At 71.4% G+C, this 19983-nt stretch carries 19 protein-coding genes; 13 read left to right on the top strand and 6 right to left on the bottom strand.

Features of this window, described 5'->3' with window-relative positions:
- Positions 1–62: 62 nt before the first annotated feature.
- Complete coding sequence (locus tag BM236_RS03860; RefSeq protein WP_091120796.1) at positions 63–698, bottom strand: LysE family translocator; 636 nt, start codon at positions 696–698, stop codon at positions 63–65.
- A 110-nt stretch (positions 699–808) separates the two neighbouring features.
- On the opposite strand from BM236_RS03860, the gene BM236_RS03855 reads away from it, so the two are divergent.
- Positions 809–1342 carry a hypothetical protein gene (locus tag BM236_RS03855; RefSeq protein WP_091120426.1) on the top strand — a complete coding sequence of 178 codons (534 nt, stop codon included), beginning with the start codon at positions 809–811 and terminating at the stop codon, positions 1340–1342.
- 6 nt (positions 1343–1348) lie between these two features.
- On the opposite strand, the gene BM236_RS03850 is transcribed toward BM236_RS03855, so the two are convergent.
- On the bottom strand, positions 1349–2200 hold the full coding sequence (locus tag BM236_RS03850; protein ID WP_091120424.1) for an aldo/keto reductase: 852 nt from the start codon (positions 2198–2200) through the stop codon (positions 1349–1351).
- Positions 2201–2472: 272 nt separating this feature from the next.
- Here BM236_RS03850 and dnaK point away from each other — a divergent pair, with 272 nt between their 5' ends.
- The 9 genes from dnaK to BM236_RS03805 all read left to right on the top strand — a co-directional run bounded on the left by dnaK (position 2473) and on the right by BM236_RS03805 (position 13671).
- Positions 2473–4332 (top strand): molecular chaperone DnaK, encoded by a 1860-nt coding sequence (gene dnaK / locus BM236_RS03845; protein ID WP_091120422.1) that lies wholly within the window; start codon positions 2473–2475, stop codon positions 4330–4332.
- On the top strand, positions 4329–4916 hold the full coding sequence (gene grpE / locus BM236_RS03840; protein ID WP_091120420.1) for a nucleotide exchange factor GrpE: 588 nt from the start codon (positions 4329–4331) through the stop codon (positions 4914–4916). The genes dnaK and grpE overlap by 4 nt, the downstream gene beginning before the upstream one ends.
- Before the next feature lie 68 nt (positions 4917–4984).
- Positions 4985–6169 carry a molecular chaperone DnaJ gene (dnaJ, locus tag BM236_RS03835; RefSeq protein ID WP_091120418.1) on the top strand — a complete coding sequence of 395 codons (1185 nt, stop codon included), beginning with the start codon at positions 4985–4987 and terminating at the stop codon, positions 6167–6169.
- 3 nt (positions 6170–6172) lie between these two features.
- Complete coding sequence (locus BM236_RS03830) at positions 6173–6598, top strand: heat shock protein transcriptional repressor HspR (protein ID WP_091120415.1); 426 nt, start codon at positions 6173–6175, stop codon at positions 6596–6598.
- A gap of 97 nt (positions 6599–6695) precedes the next feature.
- Positions 6696–7997 (top strand): DUF445 domain-containing protein, encoded by a 1302-nt coding sequence (locus BM236_RS03825; RefSeq protein ID WP_091120412.1) that lies wholly within the window; start codon positions 6696–6698, stop codon positions 7995–7997.
- Positions 7994–8863 (top strand): Abi-alpha family protein, encoded by an 870-nt coding sequence (locus BM236_RS19200; protein WP_091120411.1) that lies wholly within the window; start codon positions 7994–7996, stop codon positions 8861–8863. The genes BM236_RS03825 and BM236_RS19200 overlap by 4 nt, the downstream gene beginning before the upstream one ends.
- Before the next feature lie 137 nt (positions 8864–9000).
- Positions 9001–11625 (top strand): ATP-dependent chaperone ClpB, encoded by a 2625-nt coding sequence (gene clpB, locus BM236_RS03815; protein ID WP_091120408.1) that lies wholly within the window; start codon positions 9001–9003, stop codon positions 11623–11625.
- A gap of 38 nt (positions 11626–11663) precedes the next feature.
- On the top strand, positions 11664–12500 hold the full coding sequence (locus BM236_RS03810) for an aldo/keto reductase (RefSeq protein WP_091120406.1): 837 nt from the start codon (positions 11664–11666) through the stop codon (positions 12498–12500).
- A 43-nt stretch (positions 12501–12543) separates the two neighbouring features.
- Positions 12544–13671 carry a hypothetical protein gene (locus BM236_RS03805; RefSeq protein WP_139230019.1) on the top strand — a complete coding sequence of 376 codons (1128 nt, stop codon included), beginning with the start codon at positions 12544–12546 and terminating at the stop codon, positions 13669–13671.
- Here the strand turns inward: BM236_RS03805 and BM236_RS03800 are convergent.
- A complete protein-coding gene (locus BM236_RS03800) occupies positions 13658–14818 on the bottom strand; it encodes a pyridoxal phosphate-dependent aminotransferase (protein WP_091120402.1) in 1161 nt (386 codons plus the stop codon). The two genes, BM236_RS03805 and BM236_RS03800, sit on opposite strands and share 14 nt — an antisense overlap.
- Before the next feature lie 42 nt (positions 14819–14860).
- Here BM236_RS03800 and pyrE point away from each other — a divergent pair, with 42 nt between their 5' ends.
- Entirely contained in the window at positions 14861–15391 is a 531-nt protein-coding gene (gene pyrE, locus BM236_RS03795; RefSeq protein WP_091120399.1) for an orotate phosphoribosyltransferase, read from the top strand.
- A 14-nt stretch (positions 15392–15405) separates the two neighbouring features.
- On the opposite strand, the gene BM236_RS03790 is transcribed toward pyrE, so the two are convergent.
- Positions 15406–16101, bottom strand: coding sequence for a DedA family protein (locus BM236_RS03790; RefSeq protein WP_245750113.1), 696 nt, complete (start codon positions 16099–16101; stop codon positions 15406–15408).
- 145 nt (positions 16102–16246) lie between these two features.
- On the opposite strand from BM236_RS03790, the gene BM236_RS03785 reads away from it, so the two are divergent.
- A complete protein-coding gene (locus BM236_RS03785; RefSeq protein WP_091120792.1) occupies positions 16247–16894 on the top strand; it encodes a TrmH family RNA methyltransferase in 648 nt (215 codons plus the stop codon).
- Here BM236_RS03785 and BM236_RS03780 read toward each other — a convergent pair.
- Positions 16891–17610, bottom strand: a complete 720-nt coding sequence (locus BM236_RS03780; RefSeq protein ID WP_175507538.1) for a TetR/AcrR family transcriptional regulator — start codon at positions 17608–17610, stop codon at positions 16891–16893. The genes BM236_RS03785 and BM236_RS03780 overlap by 4 nt on opposite strands.
- 107 nt (positions 17611–17717) lie before the next feature.
- On the opposite strand from BM236_RS03780, the gene BM236_RS03775 reads away from it, so the two are divergent.
- Positions 17718–19238, top strand: a complete 1521-nt coding sequence (locus BM236_RS03775; protein WP_091120395.1) for an MFS transporter — start codon at positions 17718–17720, stop codon at positions 19236–19238.
- A gap of 87 nt (positions 19239–19325) precedes the next feature.
- Here the strand turns inward: BM236_RS03775 and BM236_RS03770 are convergent, their stop codons facing one another.
- Positions 19326–19979 (bottom strand): nucleoside/nucleotide kinase family protein, encoded by a 654-nt coding sequence (locus tag BM236_RS03770; protein WP_091120393.1) that lies wholly within the window; start codon positions 19977–19979, stop codon positions 19326–19328.
- Between the last annotated feature and the right edge of the window lie 4 nt (positions 19980–19983).

Below are 19983 nucleotides of genomic sequence, written 5' to 3'. Positions count from 1 at the left end.
GTCGATCCTTCAGGTGCGAGGGGTCGATCCCTCAGGTGCGAGGGGTCGATCCTCCGGGGCGGTCAGGCCTGAGTGGTGGCGAGCGTCGCTCCGAGGCCGATCATCATGACGCCTCCGGTCGCGCCCAGGTGGTCGAGCCGCTTGGGCTCGCGGGCGAACCAGTCGCGGGCCCGCCCGGCGGCCAGCGCCCAGCAGGAGTCGGAGGCGCAGGCCAGCGCGCCGAAGATCAGACCGAGCAGCAGCAGCTGCGGGGCCGTCGCGCCGTCGTGACCGACGAACTGGGGGAGGAAGGCGGCGAAGAAGACGATCGTCTTCGGGTTCGTGGCACCCACGACCAGTCCGGTGCGGACCGACACCCAGGCCGTCGTACGACGGGCGTCGGCGGTGGCCTCGAGGGCGAGCCGGGCGTCGCCGCGATGCCGGATCGCCTGCACACCGAGGTAGACGACGTAGGCGGCACCGGCGAGCTTGAGGGCCGTGAACGCCTGCGCCGAGGCCGCGACGACCGCACCGAGCCCGACGGCGACGCCGACGACCTGGACGAGCAGGCCGGCCGCGTTGCCGACGACGGAGAGCAGGGCGTCACGCCGACCGACGGTCAGCGCCCGGCCCAGGGTGAAGAGCAGGCTGGGACCCGGCACCTGGATGAAGAGGATCGAGGCCACCAGGAACGCTGCGAACTGGCTGAGCGACGGCACCACCTGATCGTCCATCATCGACCGTCGACCCCGCATCCGTCTTTCCGGACCGTTTGACGGGCCTGCGCACAATGGGAGCCACCCGGAGCCGGACTCGGAAGGACGATGAGGTGACCTCGGACGAGAAGCACCCGATCGCTGCCGGCCTCGTCGCGCTGATCGCCGTCGGTCTCGCCGTGGGCCTGATGCTCGGCATCTTCACCGTCGTCTTCACCCACGTCGCGGGGCTCGGCGACGACGACGGCCCCAACGCCACCGACGGCGGACCGTCCCTCTACCTGCCCAGTCCGGAGCCCACCGACACGACGACCGGCTCCGCGGCTGCGGCCTCGTCGCCGGCCGCCGCTCCTCCGGCGAGCAGCGCGCCCGCCGCCCAGATCACCCTGCAGAGCGGGGCGGCGTCGGTCGGGCCGATGGAGCGCATCGACCTGTCCGGCGTCTACCCCGCAGGCGAAGGGGCCGTGCTCCAGGTCCAGCGGAAGGGCGACGGAAGTGGCTGGGAGAACTTCCCGGTGACGGCGGCGGTGACGGGCGGGACGTTCTCGACCTACGTGCAGACCGGGCGCGCGGGCGTGCAGCGGTTCCGGGTGCGCGACTCCGACTCGGGAGTGGTCTCCAACGTCGTCTCGGTCACCGTCGGCTGACCCGGGTCAGGCGCCGGGGATCCAGTCCATGACGTCAGGGTTCGTGCCGGCCCGACCGGCCTCGCCCTTGTCGAGGGCGCTGATCGCCGCCACCTGGTCGGCGGTGAGGCTGAGCCCGATCGCCTCGAAGTTCTCCTGCAGCCGCTGCCGACGCACCGATCGCGGGAACACGATGTCGCCGCGCTCGAGGTGCCACCGCAGGATGACCTGGGCAGGGGTCGCACCGACCTCGTCGGCGATCCCCGTGATGACCGGGTCGGTCAGCTCACCGCCGCCCTGGCCCAGCGGCGACCACGCCTGCACCAGCGCTCCGTGCCGCTGGCTCGCGGCGCGGGCCTCCTCGTTGCCGAAGTAGGGGTGCACCTCGATCTGGTTCACCACGGGTACGACGCCCGTCTCGGCCACGATCCGGTCGAGGTGTGCCGGCTGGAAGTTCGAGACGCCGATCGAGGTGGTCAGCCCCTCGGCCTGCAGGTCGATCAGCGCCTGCCAGGTGGACACGAAGTCGCCGTCGTACCGCGTCGGGAGCGGCCAGTGGATGAGGAACAGGTCGACCTTGTCGAGCTCGAGGCGCTCGAGCGACTCGGGGAGCGAGCGCTTGGCGTCGTCGGGGCGGTGGAAGCCGTTGTTGAGCTTCGTCGTCACGTAGAGGTCGTCGCGGTTCAGGCCGGATGCCTTGATCGCGGCGCCGACGCCGGCCTCGTTGCCGTACATCTGCGCGGTGTCGATGTGGCGGTAGCCGATCTCGAGGGCGTCGCTCACGACGCGCTCGGTGTCCTCCGCCGGCACCTGCCAGACGCCGAGGCCGAACTGGGGGATGGTCGTGGAGTCGTTCAAGGGCAGCGAAGGAACGGTCATGTCTGTCGATAACCGCGCCGGCGGCGGTCTATTCCGATTCCGCTGCTCTCGCCCGAGATCGTCTCCAAGATCGCGGAGCGTCGTGCGCACCAGGTGCGCACGACGCTCCGCACGGATCCCGGTGGGCCAGGAGGGAATGATCCCCGCCCGACCTTCGTTGCAACGCATGAACGAACTTGAGTTGATCGGACTCAAGTATTTTGTCAGACTCGCCGCGGCGGCCAAGATGGGCGGCCGACAGGCAGAACTGCAGCAACGACAGGAGCTACACCATGGCACGTGCGGTCGGTATCGACCTCGGCACGACGAACAGCGTCGTCGCCGTCCTTGAGGGTGGGGAGCCCACCGTCATCGCGAACGCTGAGGGCGCGCGCACCACGCCGTCCGTCGTCGCGTTCGCCAAGTCGGGGGAGGTGCTCGTCGGTGAGGTCGCCAAGCGTCAGGCGGTCACCAACGTCGACCGGACCATCAAGTCCGTCAAGCGCCACATGGGCACCGACTGGAAGACGACGGTCGACGACAAGGACTTCACCCCCCAGCAGATCAGCGCGTTCATCCTGCAGAAGCTCAAGCGCGACGCCGAGGCCTACCTCGGTGAGACGGTGACCGACGCGGTCATCACCGTCCCGGCGTACTTCTCCGACGCGCAGCGCCAGGCCACCAAGGAGGCCGGCGAGATCGCGGGCCTCAACGTCAGCCGCATCGTCAACGAGCCGACCGCGGCCGCGCTGGCCTACGGCCTCGACAAGGGTGACGACCAGACCATCCTCGTCTTCGACCTCGGTGGCGGCACGTTCGACGTGTCCCTCCTCGAGATCGGCGAGGGCGTCGTCGAGGTGAAGGCGACCAGCGGTGACAACCACCTCGGTGGCGACGACTGGGACAACCGGATCGTCGAGTGGATGGTCAAGAAGTTCAAGGACAACAACGGCGTCGACCTGGCCGCCGACAAGATCGCCGCCCAGCGCCTCCAGGAGGCCGCGGAGAAGGCGAAGATCGAGCTCTCGTCCTCCAGCGAGACCACGATCCACCTGCCCTACATCACCCACGGCGAGGCGGGCCCGCTGCACTTCGAGGAGAAGCTCAGCCGCAGCGAGTTCCAGCGGATCTCCGCCGACCTGCTCGAGCGGACCAAGGTGCCGTTCCAGAGCGTCCTGCGTGACGGCGGCGTCGCGGTCAAGGACATCGACCACGTCGTCCTGGTCGGCGGCTCGACCCGCATGCCGGCCGTGACCGACCTGGTCAAGGAGCTGCTCGGCGGCAAGGAGCCCAACAAGGGCGTCAACCCGGACGAGGTCGTCGCCGTCGGCGCCGCCCTCCAGGCCGGTGTCCTCAAGGGCGAGGTCAAGGACGTGCTGCTGCTCGACGTGACCCCGCTGAGCCTGGGCATCGAGACCAAGGGCGGCGTCTTCACCACCCTCATCGAGCGCAACACCACCATCCCGACCAAGCGCTCGGAGATCTTCACGACCGCCGACGACAACCAGCCGTCGGTCGAGATCAAGGTCGCCCAGGGCGAGCGGACGATCTGGGCGGAGAACCAGCCGCTCGGCAACTTCGAGCTCACCGGCCTCCCGCCGGCGCCGCGTGGCGTGCCGAAGATCGAGGTCACCTTCGACATCGACGCCAACGGCATCGTGCACGTCTCCGCGAAGGACCAGGCGTCCGGTCGCGAGCAGTCGATGACGATCTCCGGCGGCTCGGCGCTGTCCAAGGACGACATCGACCGGATGGTCAAGGAGGCGGAGCAGTACGCCGCCGAGGACGCGGCCCGCCGCGAGGCGGTCGAGACCCGCAACCAGGGCGACCAGCTCGTCTACACGACCGAGAAGTTCCTGGCCGACAACGCCGAGAAGATCCCGGACGACGTCAAGACCGAGGTGTCCGCCGACCTGGAGTCCCTCAAGGGCGTCCTGGCCGAGGAGACCGCGGACAAGGACGCGATCCAGGCCGCGATCACCAAGCTCGGCGAGTCCTCGCAGAAGATGGGCGCGGCGATGTACGCCGCCGCCGAGGCCGACTCGGCCGCGGCCGGTGGGACCACCGGCGCGACCGGCGAGGCCGACGAGGACGTCGTCGACGCCGAGATCGTGGACGAGGGCCCCGAGAACCCCGAGGGTGCTGACAAGTGACCGAGGAGCGCGAGCACCAGGTCACCGAGGACGCCGCGCAGCCGTCGACCGAGCCGGACGCCGGCTCGGTCGACGGGGCGGAGGCGGCCGACTCCCGCGACGACGTCGCGGAGGCCGCGGAGAACGTCGACACCGAGCTGGTCGACGAGGACCCGCAGGCCCAGCCGCAGCGTCGGATCGACGAGCTGACCGGCGACCTGCAGCGGCTGCAGGCGGAGTACCTCAACTACAAGCGCCGGGTCGACCGGGACCGCGAGCTGGTCAAGGAGAACGCGACCTACTCCGCGCTGGCCCCGATCGTCGACGTCCTCGACAACATCGACCGGGCCCGCGAGCACGGCCCGCTGGAGGGCGGCTTCAAGGCGGTCGCCGACCAGCTCGAGCGGGTCGTCTCCGGCCTCGGCCTGACGAAGTTCGGCGAGCCCGGCGAGGTGTTCGACCCGACGCTGCACGAGGCGCTGTCGCACCTCGGCACCGACGCGGACGTCACCGAGACGACCGTCAAGGTGATCGCCAAGTCGGGCTACCGCATCGGCGAGCGCGTCGTACGCGCCGCGCAGGTGCTGGTCGTCGACCCGGAGTGACCCTTGTGAGTGTCAGAGTGACCCCCGGGTCACTCTGACACTCACAACGACAGGCGGAAGGAGGAGGGATGGCTGAGGACAACAACGGCTTCCGGGCGGACTGGGCCAACAAGGACTTCTACGCCGAGCTCGGCGTGAAGAAGGACGCCACGGCGGACGAGATCAAGAAGGCCTACCGCAAGCTCGCGCGGGCCAACCACCCCGACTCCAACCCCGGCGACACTGCCAAGCACGACAAGTTCAAGAAGGTCGCCGAGGCCTACGACGTGGTGGGCGACGCCGACAAGCGCAAGAAGTACGACGAGATGCGCTCGCTCTACGCGGGCGGCGGCAACCCCTTCGGCTTCGGCGGCGGGGCGCCCGGCGGGCAGCGCGGCTACAACTTCGAGGACCTGTTCGGCAACGCGGGTGGTGCCGGCTCCGGCGGGCTCGGCGACATGTTCGGCGACCTCTTCGGCGGCCGGACCCAGCGGCGGCAGTCGCGACCGCGCGCCACGAAGGGCGCCGACGTCGAGACGACTGCGACGATCGGCTTCCTGGACTCGCTCGAGGGCGTCACCATCCAGCTGCGGCTGACGTCGGACGCCCCCTGTCCGGACTGCAACGGGACCGGCGGCAAACCGGGCACCCGGCCGCACGTCTGCCCCGTCTGCGAGGGCGCCGGGTTCACCGTCAACGATCTCGGCGGCTTCTCGGTCAACGAGACCTGCCCGCGCTGCGGCGGCCGCCAACTGATCTACGACGAGCCGTGCCCGACCTGCGGCGGCTCCGGCCGCGGTCTGTCCGGTCGGACGATCTCGGCGCGGATCCCGGCCGGTGTCAAGGACGGCCAGCGGATCCGGCTGCGCGGCAAGGGCGCCGCCGGCGAGGCGGGCGGCCCCCACGGTGACCTCTTCGTCACCGTCAAGGTGACGCCCCACCGCATCTTCGGGCGCAAGGGCGACAACCTCACCGTCGAGGTGCCGATCTCGTTCGACGAGGCCGCGCTCGGCGCCGACATCAAGGTGCCGACGCTGGGCGGTGCGCCGGTCACGCTGAAGGTCCCCGCCGGCACGCCGTCGGGACGCACCTTCCGCATCCGCGGCAAGGGGGCGCAGAAGCCCGACGGGACCAAGGGCGACCTGCTCGCCACCGTCGAGGTGCAGGTCCCGGCCGTCCTCGGTGCCGAGGCGCGCGAGGCACTCGAGGCCTATCGGGCCGCGACCGCCGGCAACAGGCTGCGCGCCAACCTCTTCGAGCAGGCCGGAGCGTAGGTCGTGTCCCCGGACCCGAAGGCGGCCGTCTACGTCATCTCGGTGGCGGCCGAGCTGACCGGGCTCCACCCGCAGACGCTGCGCACCTACGAGCGGCTGGGGCTGATCACGCCCGGCCGCACCGGCGGTGGCGGCCGGCGCTACTCCCACCGCGACATCGAGCTGCTCCGCCAGATCGCCGAGCTCACCTCGGCCGGCATCGGCATCGAGGGCGTCCGCCGCATCCTCCAGCTCGAGAACCGCGTCCAGGCGCTCTCCACCCGCAACGAGGAGCTGGTCGAGGAGCTCGAGAAGATGCGGGCGGCCCTGCGCGAGGCAGTGGCGGGTCGTCGTACGGCGAGCCCGATCGCGAAGCCCTCCAACAAGCTCCCCGTCCTCCGTCGGCCCGACCCCGACATGTCCGTCGTCGTGTGGCGCCGGGGCCGCTGACCGTCGGCCGGCATCACCCCGGGCCGCCTCGCTCGTTGTGGCGCTAGCCTTCGTCCCGGACGCAGGGGGAGGCTGACCGGCGACGAAGGGGCCCGGCTTGGACTGGCTGCAGGAGTGGGCGTCCGACGTCCGCTGGGTGGAGTTCGTCACCATCCCCATGTTCACCGGGATCATCGGCTGGCTGATCAACTGGTCGGGCCTGTGGATGCTCTTCAACCCGCTCCGCTTCCGCGGTGTCGCGGTCCCCGGCATGCGCGAGCTCGCCACCCTGCTGCCGCGCAAGCTCCAGGAGGTACCCGGCATCCTGCAGGGCGGCGTCGGCTGGCAGGGGATCATCCCGGCCCGCGCGGCCAAGATGGGCTCGATCGCCGTGGACAAGGCGATCGCGAAGCTCGGTACGCCGGCCGAGTTCTACCAGCAACTCGAGCCGGACCGGATCGCCGAGCACATCGTGACCATGTTCAGCCCCGAGGTGCCCGAGCTCGTCGACGGCGTGATGCGCGCCGAGCACCCGAAGCTCTGGCGCGACCTGCCGCTGCCGGTCCGCGACGGTGTCATCGCGCGGGTGCAGGCACAGCTGCCGACCATCGTCGCGCGGGTCACCGGGGAGATCGGCGTCCACATCGACCAGCTGCTCGACCCGAAGTTCATGGTCATCGAGCACTTCCGGAAGACGCCCGAGCTCGTCGTCCGGATCTTCCGCGACTTCGGCCAGCGCGAGCTGAACCTGATGGTCGCGTTCGGCTTCATCTTCGGCTTCCTGCTCGGCATCCCGGTCGCGGTGGTCAACACCGTCTGGCACCACTGGTGGCTGCTGCCAATGCTGGGCGTCTTCGTCGGCTGGGCCACCAACGCGCTCGGGATGTGGCTCATCTTCGAGCCGCCCACTCCGCGTCGGGTCCTCGGCATCCGCGTCCAGGGTCTCTTCCCCCGTCGCCAGAGCGAGGCGGCCGAGGTCTACGCGCGGATCATCGCTGCCGACGTCATCACGCTCGAGCGGATCGGCGACCACCTCCTCGACGGGCCGTCGGGCGACCGCACCCGCGCCATGCTGGCCGCGGCGCTGCGGCCCGCCATCGACCAGGCGGCCGGCCCGGTCCGTGGAGCCGTCCGGGTGGCCGTCGGGACCCGGCGGTTCGACACCATCCGCGAGTCGGTCGCCCAGCAGGCGGTCGGGCGGACGCTGACGCCGTTCCGTGACGCCGAGTTCAGCCGCCAGCAGGCGGCCCGGATCCAGTCGCTCATCTCGCTGCGCACCAAGGAGCTCCCGCCGAAGGACTTCGTCGAGATGATGCGGGCCGCCATCAAGGAGGACGAGTGGATGCTCTACGCCCACGGGGCGATCATGGGGGCGGCCGGTGGACTCCTCCACTACTTCATCTTCAGGACGGTGGCATGAACATGTCGCTCGACCGACGCGGCGCGCTCCGCGCTCTGCCGGGGCTCGCCCGCGTCGCCGGGTCGGCCTACGTCAACGCCGCCGAGTGGGGCGTGCGCACATCGGTCAGCACGGGCCGGCGGCTGGTCCGAGCCGTGCACGACCCTGAGGAGGCGGCCGAGCTCGTCCGGGAGGCGAGCGCCGCAACGTCCGCCGTCAGCGAGCTCGCCCGTTCGGTCGCCTCCGGCGTGCCGGTCGGCCGTGCCCTGATGACTGCCGGTGAGTCGCTCGGCGCAGCGCTCGAGCACCAGTCCGAGCCGCCGCCGGACGCCGCCCGCAGTCTGCGCGAGCGGGGAGCCGACCTGCTGGAGCGATCGCGCGACGTCTGGTCCAACGAGCAGGGCCACCCGGCGTACGCCCGGATCCTCGACGAGCTCGCGCCCGACGAGGGCCGGATCCTGCTGCTCCTGCTGCAGGGCGGGCCGCAGCCCTCGATCGACGTGCGCACCGGCGGGCCGATCGGCATGGTCAACAGCCAGCTCATCGCGCCGGGGCTGTCGATGATCGGCATGCGCGCGGGGGTGCGGTACGCCGACCAGGTGCCGTCCTACCTCAACAACCTCTTCCGCCTCGGGCTCGTGTGGTTCTCCAAGGAGCCGTTGCGGGACCCGCAGGAGTACCAGGTGCTCGAGGCGCAGCCCGACGTGCTGGCCGCGCTGCACTCGGTGAAGTTCGCGAAGGTGGTGCGGCGATCCTTCCACCTGACGCCGTTCGGCGAGGGGTTCTGTCGCACCTGCCTGGTGACCGAGGTCGAGGCCGCCACCGAGGCCTTCCCCGAGCATGCTGACCCGGGTGACGCCGAGGCGGCGACGCCGCCGACCCTCTGACCCGGAGACACCGAAGGCCGGGACGTCACAGGGCCAAAGTTGAGTGGAATGGACTCAACTTCTGGTGTGTTGCAAAGGTGACCAGCACACTTCGGGCTGAGCAATGAGTCGCACGACACACAGGAGTCACCACCACGATGAGCCAGTTCGGCGTCGAGAAGTTCACCAACCGCAGCCGCGAGGCGATCGAGGCTGCCCAGCTCTCCGCCACCACCGCGGGGAACACCTCCACCGAGCCCATCCACCTGCTCGTCGCCCTGCTGCTGCAGCCGGACGGCACCGCGGCCAACCTGGTCACCAAGTCCGGGGCGGACGCCGCCGCGGTCGTCCGGGCGGCCAGCGCCGAGCGCGACAAGCTTCCCCGAGCCAGCGGCAGCACGGTCCAGCAGCCCGGCGCGTCGGCAGCGCTGACCCGCGTCCTCGCGACGGCGCTCGACCTGGCGCCGACGATGAAGGACGACTACGTCGCGACCGAGCACCTGCTGATCGCCCTGGCCACCGTCGACTCGAGCGCCAAGCGGGTGCTCACCGAGGCGGGCCTCTCGGCCGACGGCCTGCGCGAGTCGCTCACCGCCGTCCGCGGGAACCGGCACGTCACCAGCCAGGACGCCGAGTCGACGTACGAGGCGCTGGAGAAGTACTCCGTCGACCTGACCAGGTCCGCGGAGGAGGGCCGGCTGGACCCGGTCATCGGCCGCGACGCCGAGATCCGCCGGGTCATCCAGGTCCTCTCCCGCCGGACCAAGAACAACCCCGTCCTCATCGGCGATCCCGGCGTCGGCAAGACAGCCGTCGTCGAGGGCCTCGCCCAGCGCGTCGTCGCCGGCGACGTGCCCGACTCGCTCAAGGGCCGACGCGTCCTGTCGCTCGATCTGGCCGCGATGGTCGCCGGCGCGAAGTACCGCGGCGAGTTCGAGGAGCGGCTCAAGGCCGTCCTCGACGAGATCAAGCAGGCCGAGGGCCAGGTCATCACCTTCATCGACGAGCTGCACACCGTCGTCGGCGCCGGGGCCGGCGGCGACAGCCAGATGGACGCGGGCAACATGCTCAAGCCGATGCTGGCCCGCGGCGAGCTGCACATGATCGGCGCGACGACGCTCGACGAGTATCGCGAGTCGATCGAGAAGGACCCGGCCCTCGAGCGCCGCTTCCAGCAGGTCTACGTCGGCGAGCCGTCCGTCGAGGACACCATCCAGATCCTGCGCGGCATCCAGGAGAAGTACGAGGCCCACCACGGCGTCCGCATCACCGACGCCGCGCTCGTCGCCGCCGCGACGCTGTCGGACCGCTACATCAGCGGCCGTCAGCTGCCCGACAAGGCGATCGACCTCATCGACGAGGCCGCGTCACGCCTGCGGATGGAGATCGAGTCGAGCCCGGAGGAGGTCGACCAGCTCCGCCGCCAGGTCGACCGGCTCAAGATGGAGGAGTTCGCGCTCGAGAGGGAGACCGACGAGGGGTCGATCGCACGCCTCGAGGTGCTCCGGCGCGAGCTCGCCGACAAGGAGGAGGAGCTGCGCGGCCTCGAGGCCCGCTGGGAGCGCGAGAAGGCCTCCCTCGAGGGCGAGGGCGAGCTGCGCCGCCAGGTCGACGGCCTCCGTGTCGAGCTCGACCGGCTCACCCGCGACTCGATGCTCGCCCCCGAGGGCCCCGAGCGCTACAAGCTGCTCGAGCAGCGCTACCAGACCGAGACCCGCATCAAGGAGCTCGAGCGGCGCATCGAGGAGGCGGCCAACACCGACTCGACGAGCCCGACCGGCGATGAGAAGCTCGTCGGCGAGGAGGTCGGCGCCCAGCAGATCGCCGATGTCGTCGAGGCGTGGACCGGCATCCCGACCGGCCGGATGCTCGAGGGCGAGACCGCGAAGCTGCTCCGGATGGAGGAGGTCATCGGCCAGCGCCTGATCGGGCAGCGGGCCGCCGTGCAGGCCGTCTCGGACGCCGTACGCCGCTCGCGTGCCGGGATCTCGGACCCCAACCGGCCGACCGGCTCGTTCCTCTTCCTCGGCCCGACCGGCACCGGCAAGACCGAGCTGGCCAAGTCGCTCGCCGACTTCCTCTTCGACGACGAGCGCGCCATCGTGCGCATCGACATGTCGGAGTACTCCGAGAAGCACTCGGTGGCGCGGCTGGTCGGAGCGCCTCCGGGCTACGTCGGCTACGACGAGGGCGGCCAGCTCACCGAGGCGGTCCGCCGCCGGCCCTACTCCGTCGTCCTGCTCGACGAGGTCGAGAAGGCGCACCCGGAGGTCTTCGACATCCTGCTCCAGGTGCTCGACGACGGCCGGCTGACCGACGGCCAGGGCCGCACCGTCGACTTCCGCAACACCCTGCTGATCCTGACCTCCAACCTCGGGTCGCAGTTCCTCGTCGACCCGCTGCTGGACCCGGCGGAGAAGCACGACTCGGTGATGGCGGTGGTGAGGTCGTCCTTCAAGCCGGAGTTCCTCAACCGGCTCGATGAGGTCGTCATGTTCGACGCCCTGACCAAGGACGAGCTGACCAGCATCGTCGACATCCAGCTGGCCTCGCTGGAGCGGCGGCTGGCGGTCCGCCGGATCACGGTCACGGTCACCGACGCGGCCAAGCAGTGGCTCGCCGAGACCGGCTACGACCCGGCGTACGGCGCCCGCCCGCTGCGCCGGCTGATCCAGTCCGCGATCGGCGACTCGCTGGCCAAGATGCTGATCGCCGGCGAGGTCACCGACGGCGGTGCGGTCACGGTCGACCGGTCCGAGAACGGTCTGACGCTGACGGTCTGACCCCGGCTGCCAGCGGGGGAGCGGCTAGCGTCGGAGACATGAGCGTCCCGACGTACTCCCTCAGCGACGGCACCACCCTCCCCGCCATCGGTTTCGGCACCTACCCGATGCGCGATGAGGACGCCGTCTCGGCCATCGTCAGCGCGGTCGACGCCGGCTACCGCCTCCTCGACACCGCGGTGAACTACGGCAACGAGGCGGAGGTCGGCGAGGCGGTCCGTCGCTCGGGCGTGCCGCGTGACGAGATCCGGGTGACGAGCAAGATCCCCGGCCGGCACCACGCCTACGACCTGGCGGTGTCGTCGACCAAGGAGTCACTGCAGCGGCTGCGTCTCGACCACCTCGACCTCCACCTCATCCACTGGCCCAACCCGAGCCAGGGCCTGTTCGTGGAGGCGTGGCAGGCGCTCGTCGACCTCCAGAAGGAGGGGCTGGTCACGACGATCGGCGTCTCCAACTTCACCGAGGCGCACCTGCAGCGCGTCATCGCCGGGACCGGCGTGACGCCGGCGGTCAACCAGATCGAGCTGCACCCGCTCTTCCCCCAGGCCGAGATGCGCGCGGTGCACGAGCGGCTCGGGATCCGCACCGAGGCGTGGAGCCCGATGGGCAAGCGGCAGGCGCAGTACGACGCCGAGCCGGTCCGTGCCGCGGCATCCCGTCTGGGCGTCACGCCGGGCCAGGTGATCCTTCGCTGGCACGTCGAGCTGGGCTCGGTGCCGATCCCGAAGTCGGCCACGCCTTCGCGCCAGGTCGAGAACATCTCGGTCTTCGACTTCTCGTTGACCGCCGACGAGGTCGCCGCCATCACCGCGCTGGGTCGTTCTGACGGGCGGCTCTTCGGGGGCGACCCGGACACCCACGAGGAGATGTGACCGCCGGCCCGACCCTCCAGGGGCGACCGGCACAATGTCCCCCATGGCATCAGCGCTTCCCCGACCACGACAGGTCTCGATCGCCGGCTGGGTGATCATGGCCGGCTCGGCGGCGGTCGTGCTGGCGGTCTTCGAGCAGATCGCGGCCCTCAACAGCATCGACACCCGCGACTCGATCGAGAACGTCCTGGGCGAGCCGCCGTTCGACGGCCTGGGGATGACCGCCGACGACGTCCTCGGCCTGGTCCGGGTGCTGTCGATGATCGCCGGAGCGTGTGCGACGGCGACGGCGATTCTGGGGTGGCAGGTGCTCCAGCGCTCGCGGCCGGCGCGGATCGCGCTCAGCATCCTCGCCGTCCCGCTCTTCGTCACCGGGTTCGGCACCGGCGCGATCCTCTCCACGGCTGTCGCCGCCGCGGTCGGCGTGCTCTGGTTGCGGCCCGCGCGGGACTGGTTCGACGGCACGTGGAAGCCCGAGCCGCCGGTCACGGCGCAGTCCGGGCGTGAGGTCGAGCGTGACCGGGAGCAGCCGGCCCGACCGCAGGGCCAGTGGCCGGCCCAGCAGCCGACGCCACCGCCCGCCCAGCCGCAGCAGCCCCCGCCGTACGCCGGCTGGCCGGCGCCGCCGGGGCAGGCGGTCCCGCCCCTGGGACCATGGCCCGGCTCGCCCTCGGCACCCCCTCAGGCGCCGGCCCAGACGCCGGCCCAGACCCAGGCCCGGACGTCGCTGCCGTCCCGGACCCGCCCGCGGGCGGTCCTCGCGGCGGTCGTGCTGACCTGGGTCTGCTCGCTGCTCCTGGGCGGTCTCTTCGTGGCCGGGGCGGTGTGGCTGATCGCCTCGCCGGACCGGCTCATGGACGAGATGGCGCGTCAGAACCCCGAGCTCATGCGCGACGACAACGTCACCGTCGGGCTGCTGCGCGGCATGGTCGCGGTGATGGCCGGCGGGGTGCTGCTGTGGGTGCTGGCCGCCTGCGTGCTCGCCCTCCTGGTGCTGCGCGGGAAGGGATGGGCGCGGGTCCTGCTGCTCGTCTCGACGGCCGTCGCCGGGCTGGGGCTCCTCATCGGGACCGTGCTCAACCAGGCGATGCTGGTGCCGTTGATCGCCGCCGTGGCGGTGTTCGCGCTCCTGCTCCGACGCGACGTGAGCGCCTGGTTCAGCGGGCGCTGAGGTCGGCCGCGGTCAGCCGGCCGACCGCCTCGGCCAGCACCTCGGGCCGCTTGCAGAAGGTCCACCGCACCAGCTGCCGGCCGGCATCGGGGTGGTCGGTGTAGAACGCCTGCACGGGGATGCCGACCACGCCGGCCCGCTCGGGCAGGGCGAGGCAGAACTCCGTCGCGTCGGCCCAACCCAGGTGGGTGATGTCGCTGACCGCGAAGTAGGTGCCGTCCGGGGTGGGGGTCGGCAGGCCCGCCTCGGCCAGCCCGGTGAGGAGCAGGTCGCGCCGTTCGTGCAGCGACGCGGCCAGCTGCTTCGGGAAGTCGGCGGCGGAGGTCAGCGCGTAGGCCGCCGCCGGTTGCAGCGGCGCCCCGGAGGTGAACGTCAGCCACTGCTTGGCGGCCAGGAGGGCACCGACCAGGTGCGCAGGGCCGGTCGCCCAACCGATCTTCCAGCCGGTGAAGGAGTAGGACTTCCCGATCGAGGAGATCGTGAGCGTCCGCGTCGCCATCCCGGGCAGGGTCGCGATCGGCACGTGCTCGACGTCGAAGGTGAGGTGCTCGTAGACCTCGTCGGTGATCACGGTCAGGTCGTGCTCGACGGCCAGCTCGGCGACCGCGGACAGCTCGGCGCGGGAGAGCACCGTCCCGGTCGGGTTGTGCGGGGAGTTGAGCAGCACGAACCTCGTCCGAGGGGTCACAGCGGCACGCAGTGCGTCGGCGTCGAGACGGAAGTCCGGCGCGTGCAGGGTCACCGGACGGCGTACGGCTCCCGCCATCTGGAGCATCGCGACGTAGGAGTCGTAGTAGGGCTCGAGCACGACCACCTCGTCACCCGGCTCGACCAGGCCGAGGGTCGCTCCCGCGATCGCCTCGGTGGCGCCGGTCGTCACCACGACCTCGCCGTCGGGGTCCCAGTCGAGCCCGTAGTGACGCCGCTGGTGCTCGGCGACCGCCTGCCGCAGGGAAGGTACGCCGGGCCCGGGGGCGTACTGGTTGGCGCCGCCCTCGAGCGCCGCGACCGCCTGCGCGACCACGTCGGGCGGGCCGTCGACGTCCGGGAACCCCTGCCCGAGGTTGACCGCTCCGGTCCGCACCGCGAGCGCGGACATCGTCGTGAAGATCGTGGGCGGGATGCCCTGCAGGCGGGAGGCGATCACCCACCCAACCTAGTGCGCCGCCGATGTCACTAGCCTGGGGCCGTGACCACGGACGCGACCCTCGCCGCCGACATCGACGCCACCTGCCGCCTGCACGGGGAGTTCACGCTCCGCTCCGGCCAGGTGAGCGACACCTACTTCGACAAGTACCTCTTCGAGGCCCAGCCGGCGCTGCTCGACCGGGTCGCCGCGCAGATGGTCGCGCTGCTGCCCGAGGGCACCGAGCTGCTCGGCGCCCTGGAGATGGGCGGCATCCCGATCGCGACGATGGTCTCGGCCAGAACGGGCATCCCGGTGGTCTTCATCCGCAAGAAGGCCAAGGAGTACGGCACCGCGAAGCTGGCCGAGGGTCCTGACGTCGACGGCCGCCGCGTGACGCTGATCGAGGACGTGATCACCTCGGGCGGAGCCGTGCGGGACGCCGTCCACGCGCTGCGGCCGGCCGGCGCGGTCATCGACACGGTCGTCTGCGCGATCGACCGCTCGCCGCAGCCGGGGGAGTCGCTGCGCGACGTGGACCTCGAGATCCGTTCGGTGCTCACCCGAGCAGAGCTCGACGCGGTCAGCTCCTGAGCGGAGCTCGCCGGTCAGGGGACCTGCTGGGGCTGCCTCTTCGCGTGACGCTCGCGCTTCTTGCGGCGGCGCAGCTCGATGGCGATCGGGACGACGGTGAGGAGCAGCAGCCCGATCGTCACGTAGTCGATGTTGTCGCCGAGCCACGGGACCGAGCGGCCGAGGAAGTAGCCGAGCAGCGTGATGCTGGCGGTCCAGAGCGCCGCGCCGACGGCGCTCCAGACGAAGAACTTGGTGCGGTCCATCCGAGTCACGCCGGCCACGAGCGTGATGAACGTCCGCACGAACGGTACGAACCTTCCGATGACCAGCGCCTTCGAGCCGTGCTCGTCGAAGAAGGTCGAGGTCTGCTCGAGGTATTTGCGCTTGAGGAGCCTGCCGTCGTGCTCGTAGATGCGCGGCCCGATCCGGCGACCGATCTCGTAGCCCGCGACGTTGCCCGCGAACGCTGCGGCGACGAAGAGCAGCAGCGCGACCACGAGGTCGACGCCGTGGCCGCCCGGGACGATGTCCACCCGGTCGGTCCCGATGAAGAGCCCCATCGCGAAGAGCAGGGTGTCGCCGGGCAGGAACGGGAAGAACAGTCCGCACTCGACGAAGATGATGGCGAGGCTGAGCCAGAACAGCGCGGAGCCGAAGGTGCTGAGCAGCCAGTCGGGGTCCATCCACTTCATGCCGAGCAGAAGCGGCTGGATCAGGTCGAGGAGCACGTGCTCACGGTACCTGCCGGGGACGACTGCCGCTCCATCGTTACGGACTGTTCACGCAAAGACCTCTACCCTCGTGCGCGTGCGCGAGTACGACGACCCGCCCGGTGCGGCCGATCCGGACACCGCCCGGGCGCCGTACGACCCGATGCCGCACGGTCCCGCCGAGGTCGGTGTCGGGCCTTGGCCGGGCGGCCGCGAGGAGTGGCCGGACGACCCCCGCTACGACCCCGACCTGCTCGAGCACGGCGACCGGCGCAACGTCGTCGACCGCTACCGCTACTGGTCGATGGAGGCGATCGTCGCCGACCTCGACACCCGGCGGCACGGCTTCCACGTCGCGATCGAGAACTGGCAGCACGACTTCAACATCGGGACGATCGTGCGGACCGCGAACGCGTTCCTGGCGGCCGAGGTGCACATCGTCGGCAACCGCCGCTGGAACCGTCGCGGCGCGATGGTGACCGACCGCTACCAGCACATCCGGCACCATCTCGACGTCCCGGCGCTCGCCGCCCACCTGCACGAGCGCGGGGTGCGGCTGCTCGGGATCGACAACCTGCCGGGCTCGCTGCACCTCGAGACCATGGCGGTCCCGCGGGACGTCTGCTTCCTCTTCGGGCAGGAGGGCCCCGGCCTCTCCGAGGCCGCCCGGGAGGCCTGCGACGCGACGTTCTCGATCGCGCAGTTCGGCTCCACCCGGTCGATCAACGCCTCTGCGGCCGCCGCGATCGCGATGCACGCCTGGGTCCGCGAGCACGCGGACCTCTCGTCCGACGAGACCTGGCGGGGCTAGGGGTCGACCAGCTGCTGGATGCCGCCGAGCACGATCTCGAGCCCGAACGTGAAGTCGTCCGACGGCCACGGCTCGTCGGCGGGTGCGTCGTCGAAGACCTCGGCCTGGAGCGCCTCCCAGACGGCCGGCGTGGCGCCGGGGTCGATGACGCCGCGGAGCCGGGTCGACCAGGCCGCCAGGCCGTCCGGGCTGTACTCCTTCAGGAGCCGCACGTGGCTGCGCACATAGCTGTCGACCATCAGCAGTGACGAGGCGACCTGCTGCGGCGGCAGGCCAGTGCCGCTCAGCGCCCGCAGGCCCGCGTCCATCCAGGCGACGCTGTTGGGTGTGAGCGGCGGCGACGACATCCGCACGTCGACCACCCAGGGATGCGCCTGGCAGCGGCCGAGGAGCGCCCGTGCCCAGTCGCCCGCCGCCGCCCGCCAGTCGGCATCGGGATCGGTGGCGACGGTCACCGGACCATAGGCGCGGTCGAGCATCACCTGCAGCAGGTCGTCCTTCGTGTCGACGTACCGGTAGAGGGACATCGCCGTGAAGCCCAGCCGCTTCGCGACCGACGACATGGACACGGCGTCGAGACCCTGCTCGTCGGCCAGCGTGACGGCGGCCTCGGCGATGGCCGGGACCGACATGGCCGGCTTGGGGCCGCGACGGGGAGCGTCGCTGCTCCCGGCCCACAGAGCGCGTACGGCGCGTGGCGCCTCCAGCTCGCTCATCGTCCTCCCTCGATCTCGTCCAGCCAAAACCGCTTGCATCGTACACAGTTCCGCTCTACCTTCTGTTTAGTTCGAAAACAGTTTATTGCATATGCAGAGGAGTGGACATGACCACGATCGCCCCGCAGGTGGGAGCCGGACGACGGGAGTGGATGGCGCTGGCCGTCCTGGCGCTGCCGCTGCTGCTGGTCTCGATGGACGTCTCGGTGCTCTACTTCGCGGTCCCTGCGATCACCGCCGAGCTGCACGCCTCGGCGGCGCAGCAGCTCTGGATCTTCGACATCTACGGGTTCGTGCTCGCCGGCCTGCTGATCACGATGGGCGCGGTGGCCGACCGGCTCGGCGCCAAGCGGGTGCTGCTGATCGGTGCGGCCTGCTTCAGCGCGACGTCGCTGGCCGCGGCGTACGCCGGCAGCGCCGGTGCCCTGATCGCGGCCCGCGCCGTCCTCGGAATCGCCGGCGCGACGCTGATGCCGTCGACGCTGGCGATGGTCCGGACGATGTTTCACCACGAGCGCGAGCGCGCGCGGGCCGTCGCGGTGTGGACGGCCGTGATGACCGGCGGGATCGGCCTCGGCCCGGTGCTCGGCGGCTTCCTGCTCGACCACTTCTGGTGGGGCTCGGTGTTCCTGGTCAACCTCCCCGCGATGGCGCTGCTGCTCCTCGTCGGGCCGGTGCTGCTGCCGGCCACGCCCGCCCGTCGCGGCGTGCCGTTCGACGTCACCAGCGTGGTGATGTCGCTGGCCGCGGTGCTGCCGACGGTCTACGGCGTGAAGGAGTGGGCGGCGCACGGCCTCGCCGTGCGCTGGCCGCTCCTCATCGGCGCCGGGCTCGTCGTCGGCGCTCTCTTCGTCCGCCGGCAGCTGACCCACCGACACCCGCTGCTGCCGCCCGGTCTGCTGCGCAACCGCCGCTACACCGCGGCCGTCGCCGCGAACGCGGTCGCCACCTTCGCGATCGTGGGCAACGCGGTGTTCATGACCGCCTACCTCCAGCTGGTGCTGGGCAAGTCGGCGCTGGAGGCCGCGCTGTGGGCGCTCGCGCCGACGGTGCTCGTCGGGGCGGCCGCTCCGACCGCCACCGCCCTGGCCGGACGTCTCGGCGCTCGTCGTGTCGCCACCGGCGGCCTGCTGGTCGGGGCCGGTGGCTTCCTGATCCTGACCCGCGCGGGCACCGACAGCCTCTGGCTCGTCCTCGCCGGCGCGGCCGTGCTCGCCGTCGGGATGGTCAGCGTGATGGCGGTCGCGGGGGAACGGCTGCTCGGCGCGCTCGAGCCGGAGCAGGCCGGCGTCGGGTCGGCGGTCTCCGAGGCGGCCACCGAGCTCGGCGGTGCGCTGGGTATCGCCGTCCTCGGCAGCCTCGGGGCTGCCGCCTACCGGGTGTCCGCCGGCTCCGGCCTGCCCGCGGGCGTCTTGGGGACGGCCGCGCGCGAGTCGCTGCCGGGTGCGCTGGCGGCCGCCCGGGAGTTGCCCGCGCCGGTCGCCGAGGCGGTGGTCGCGGCCGCCCGGTCGGCGTACGTCCACGGGCTTCACGTCGCCGCGACCGGCGGCCTGGTGCTGCTCGTCGTGACCGCGGTGCTCGGGTGGCTGGCGACGAGGAGGTCGATGTCGCGCCCCGGCGCGAGCTAGGACGTCCGACGATCCGGCGGCCCGGGCAGCCACTGCGCAGGACGTCGCGGCTCTCGGCGCAACCGACGCCGGCGGAAGTAGGCGGAGTCAGAGCCGGACGACCGCGTCCGCCACGGTCCTGGTCGCCTCGACCAGGGCCGCGTTGGGCTCGTCGACGGTCTCCACCCACGCCCGGGCGGCGTCGGGACTCTTCCCGAACTGCTCGTGGCGCGCCACCAGGCGCCGCACCCGGTCGGCCGGCGGATCGACGAACCAGACCTCGTCGAGCATTCCCGCGACCCGCTCCCAGCCGCCCTCGCCGAGCAGCAGGTAGTTGCCCTCGGTGATCACCAGCCGCGCCGTCGGCTCGACGGCGACCGCCGCCGCGATCGGCTGCTCGAGGGTGCGCTCGAACCCCGGTGCGTAGACCGGGCGGTCCGGCTCGGCCCGGAGCCGGGCGAGGGTGGCGACGTACCCGTCCACGTCGAACGTCTCCGGCGCGCCCTTGCGGTCGAGCAGTCCCAGACGCTCGAGCTGCGCGTCGGCGAGGTGGAAGCCGTCCATGGGCAGGTGCGCGACGGTGTCCGGACCGTACGGCGGCCCCGCACCCAGCCGCTCGAGCAGAGCCTCGACCAACGTGGTCTTGCCCGCCCCCGGCGCACCTGCGACGCCCAGCAGGACCCGCCGTGGGCCGGCGAGCGAGTGGGCGCGGGCGACCGCGGCGTCGAGGCCGGACACGACGTCGGGCGCGGCATCGCTCATGGAC

Origin of the sequence: Nocardioides terrae (assembly GCF_900112345.1) — a bacterium.
In the GTDB taxonomy this organism is placed as follows: Bacteria; Actinomycetota; Actinomycetes; order Propionibacteriales; family Nocardioidaceae; genus Nocardioides; species Nocardioides terrae.
The sequence above is the reverse complement of the archived record's forward strand: the minus strand, read 5'-3'. Positions and strand labels throughout refer to the sequence as shown.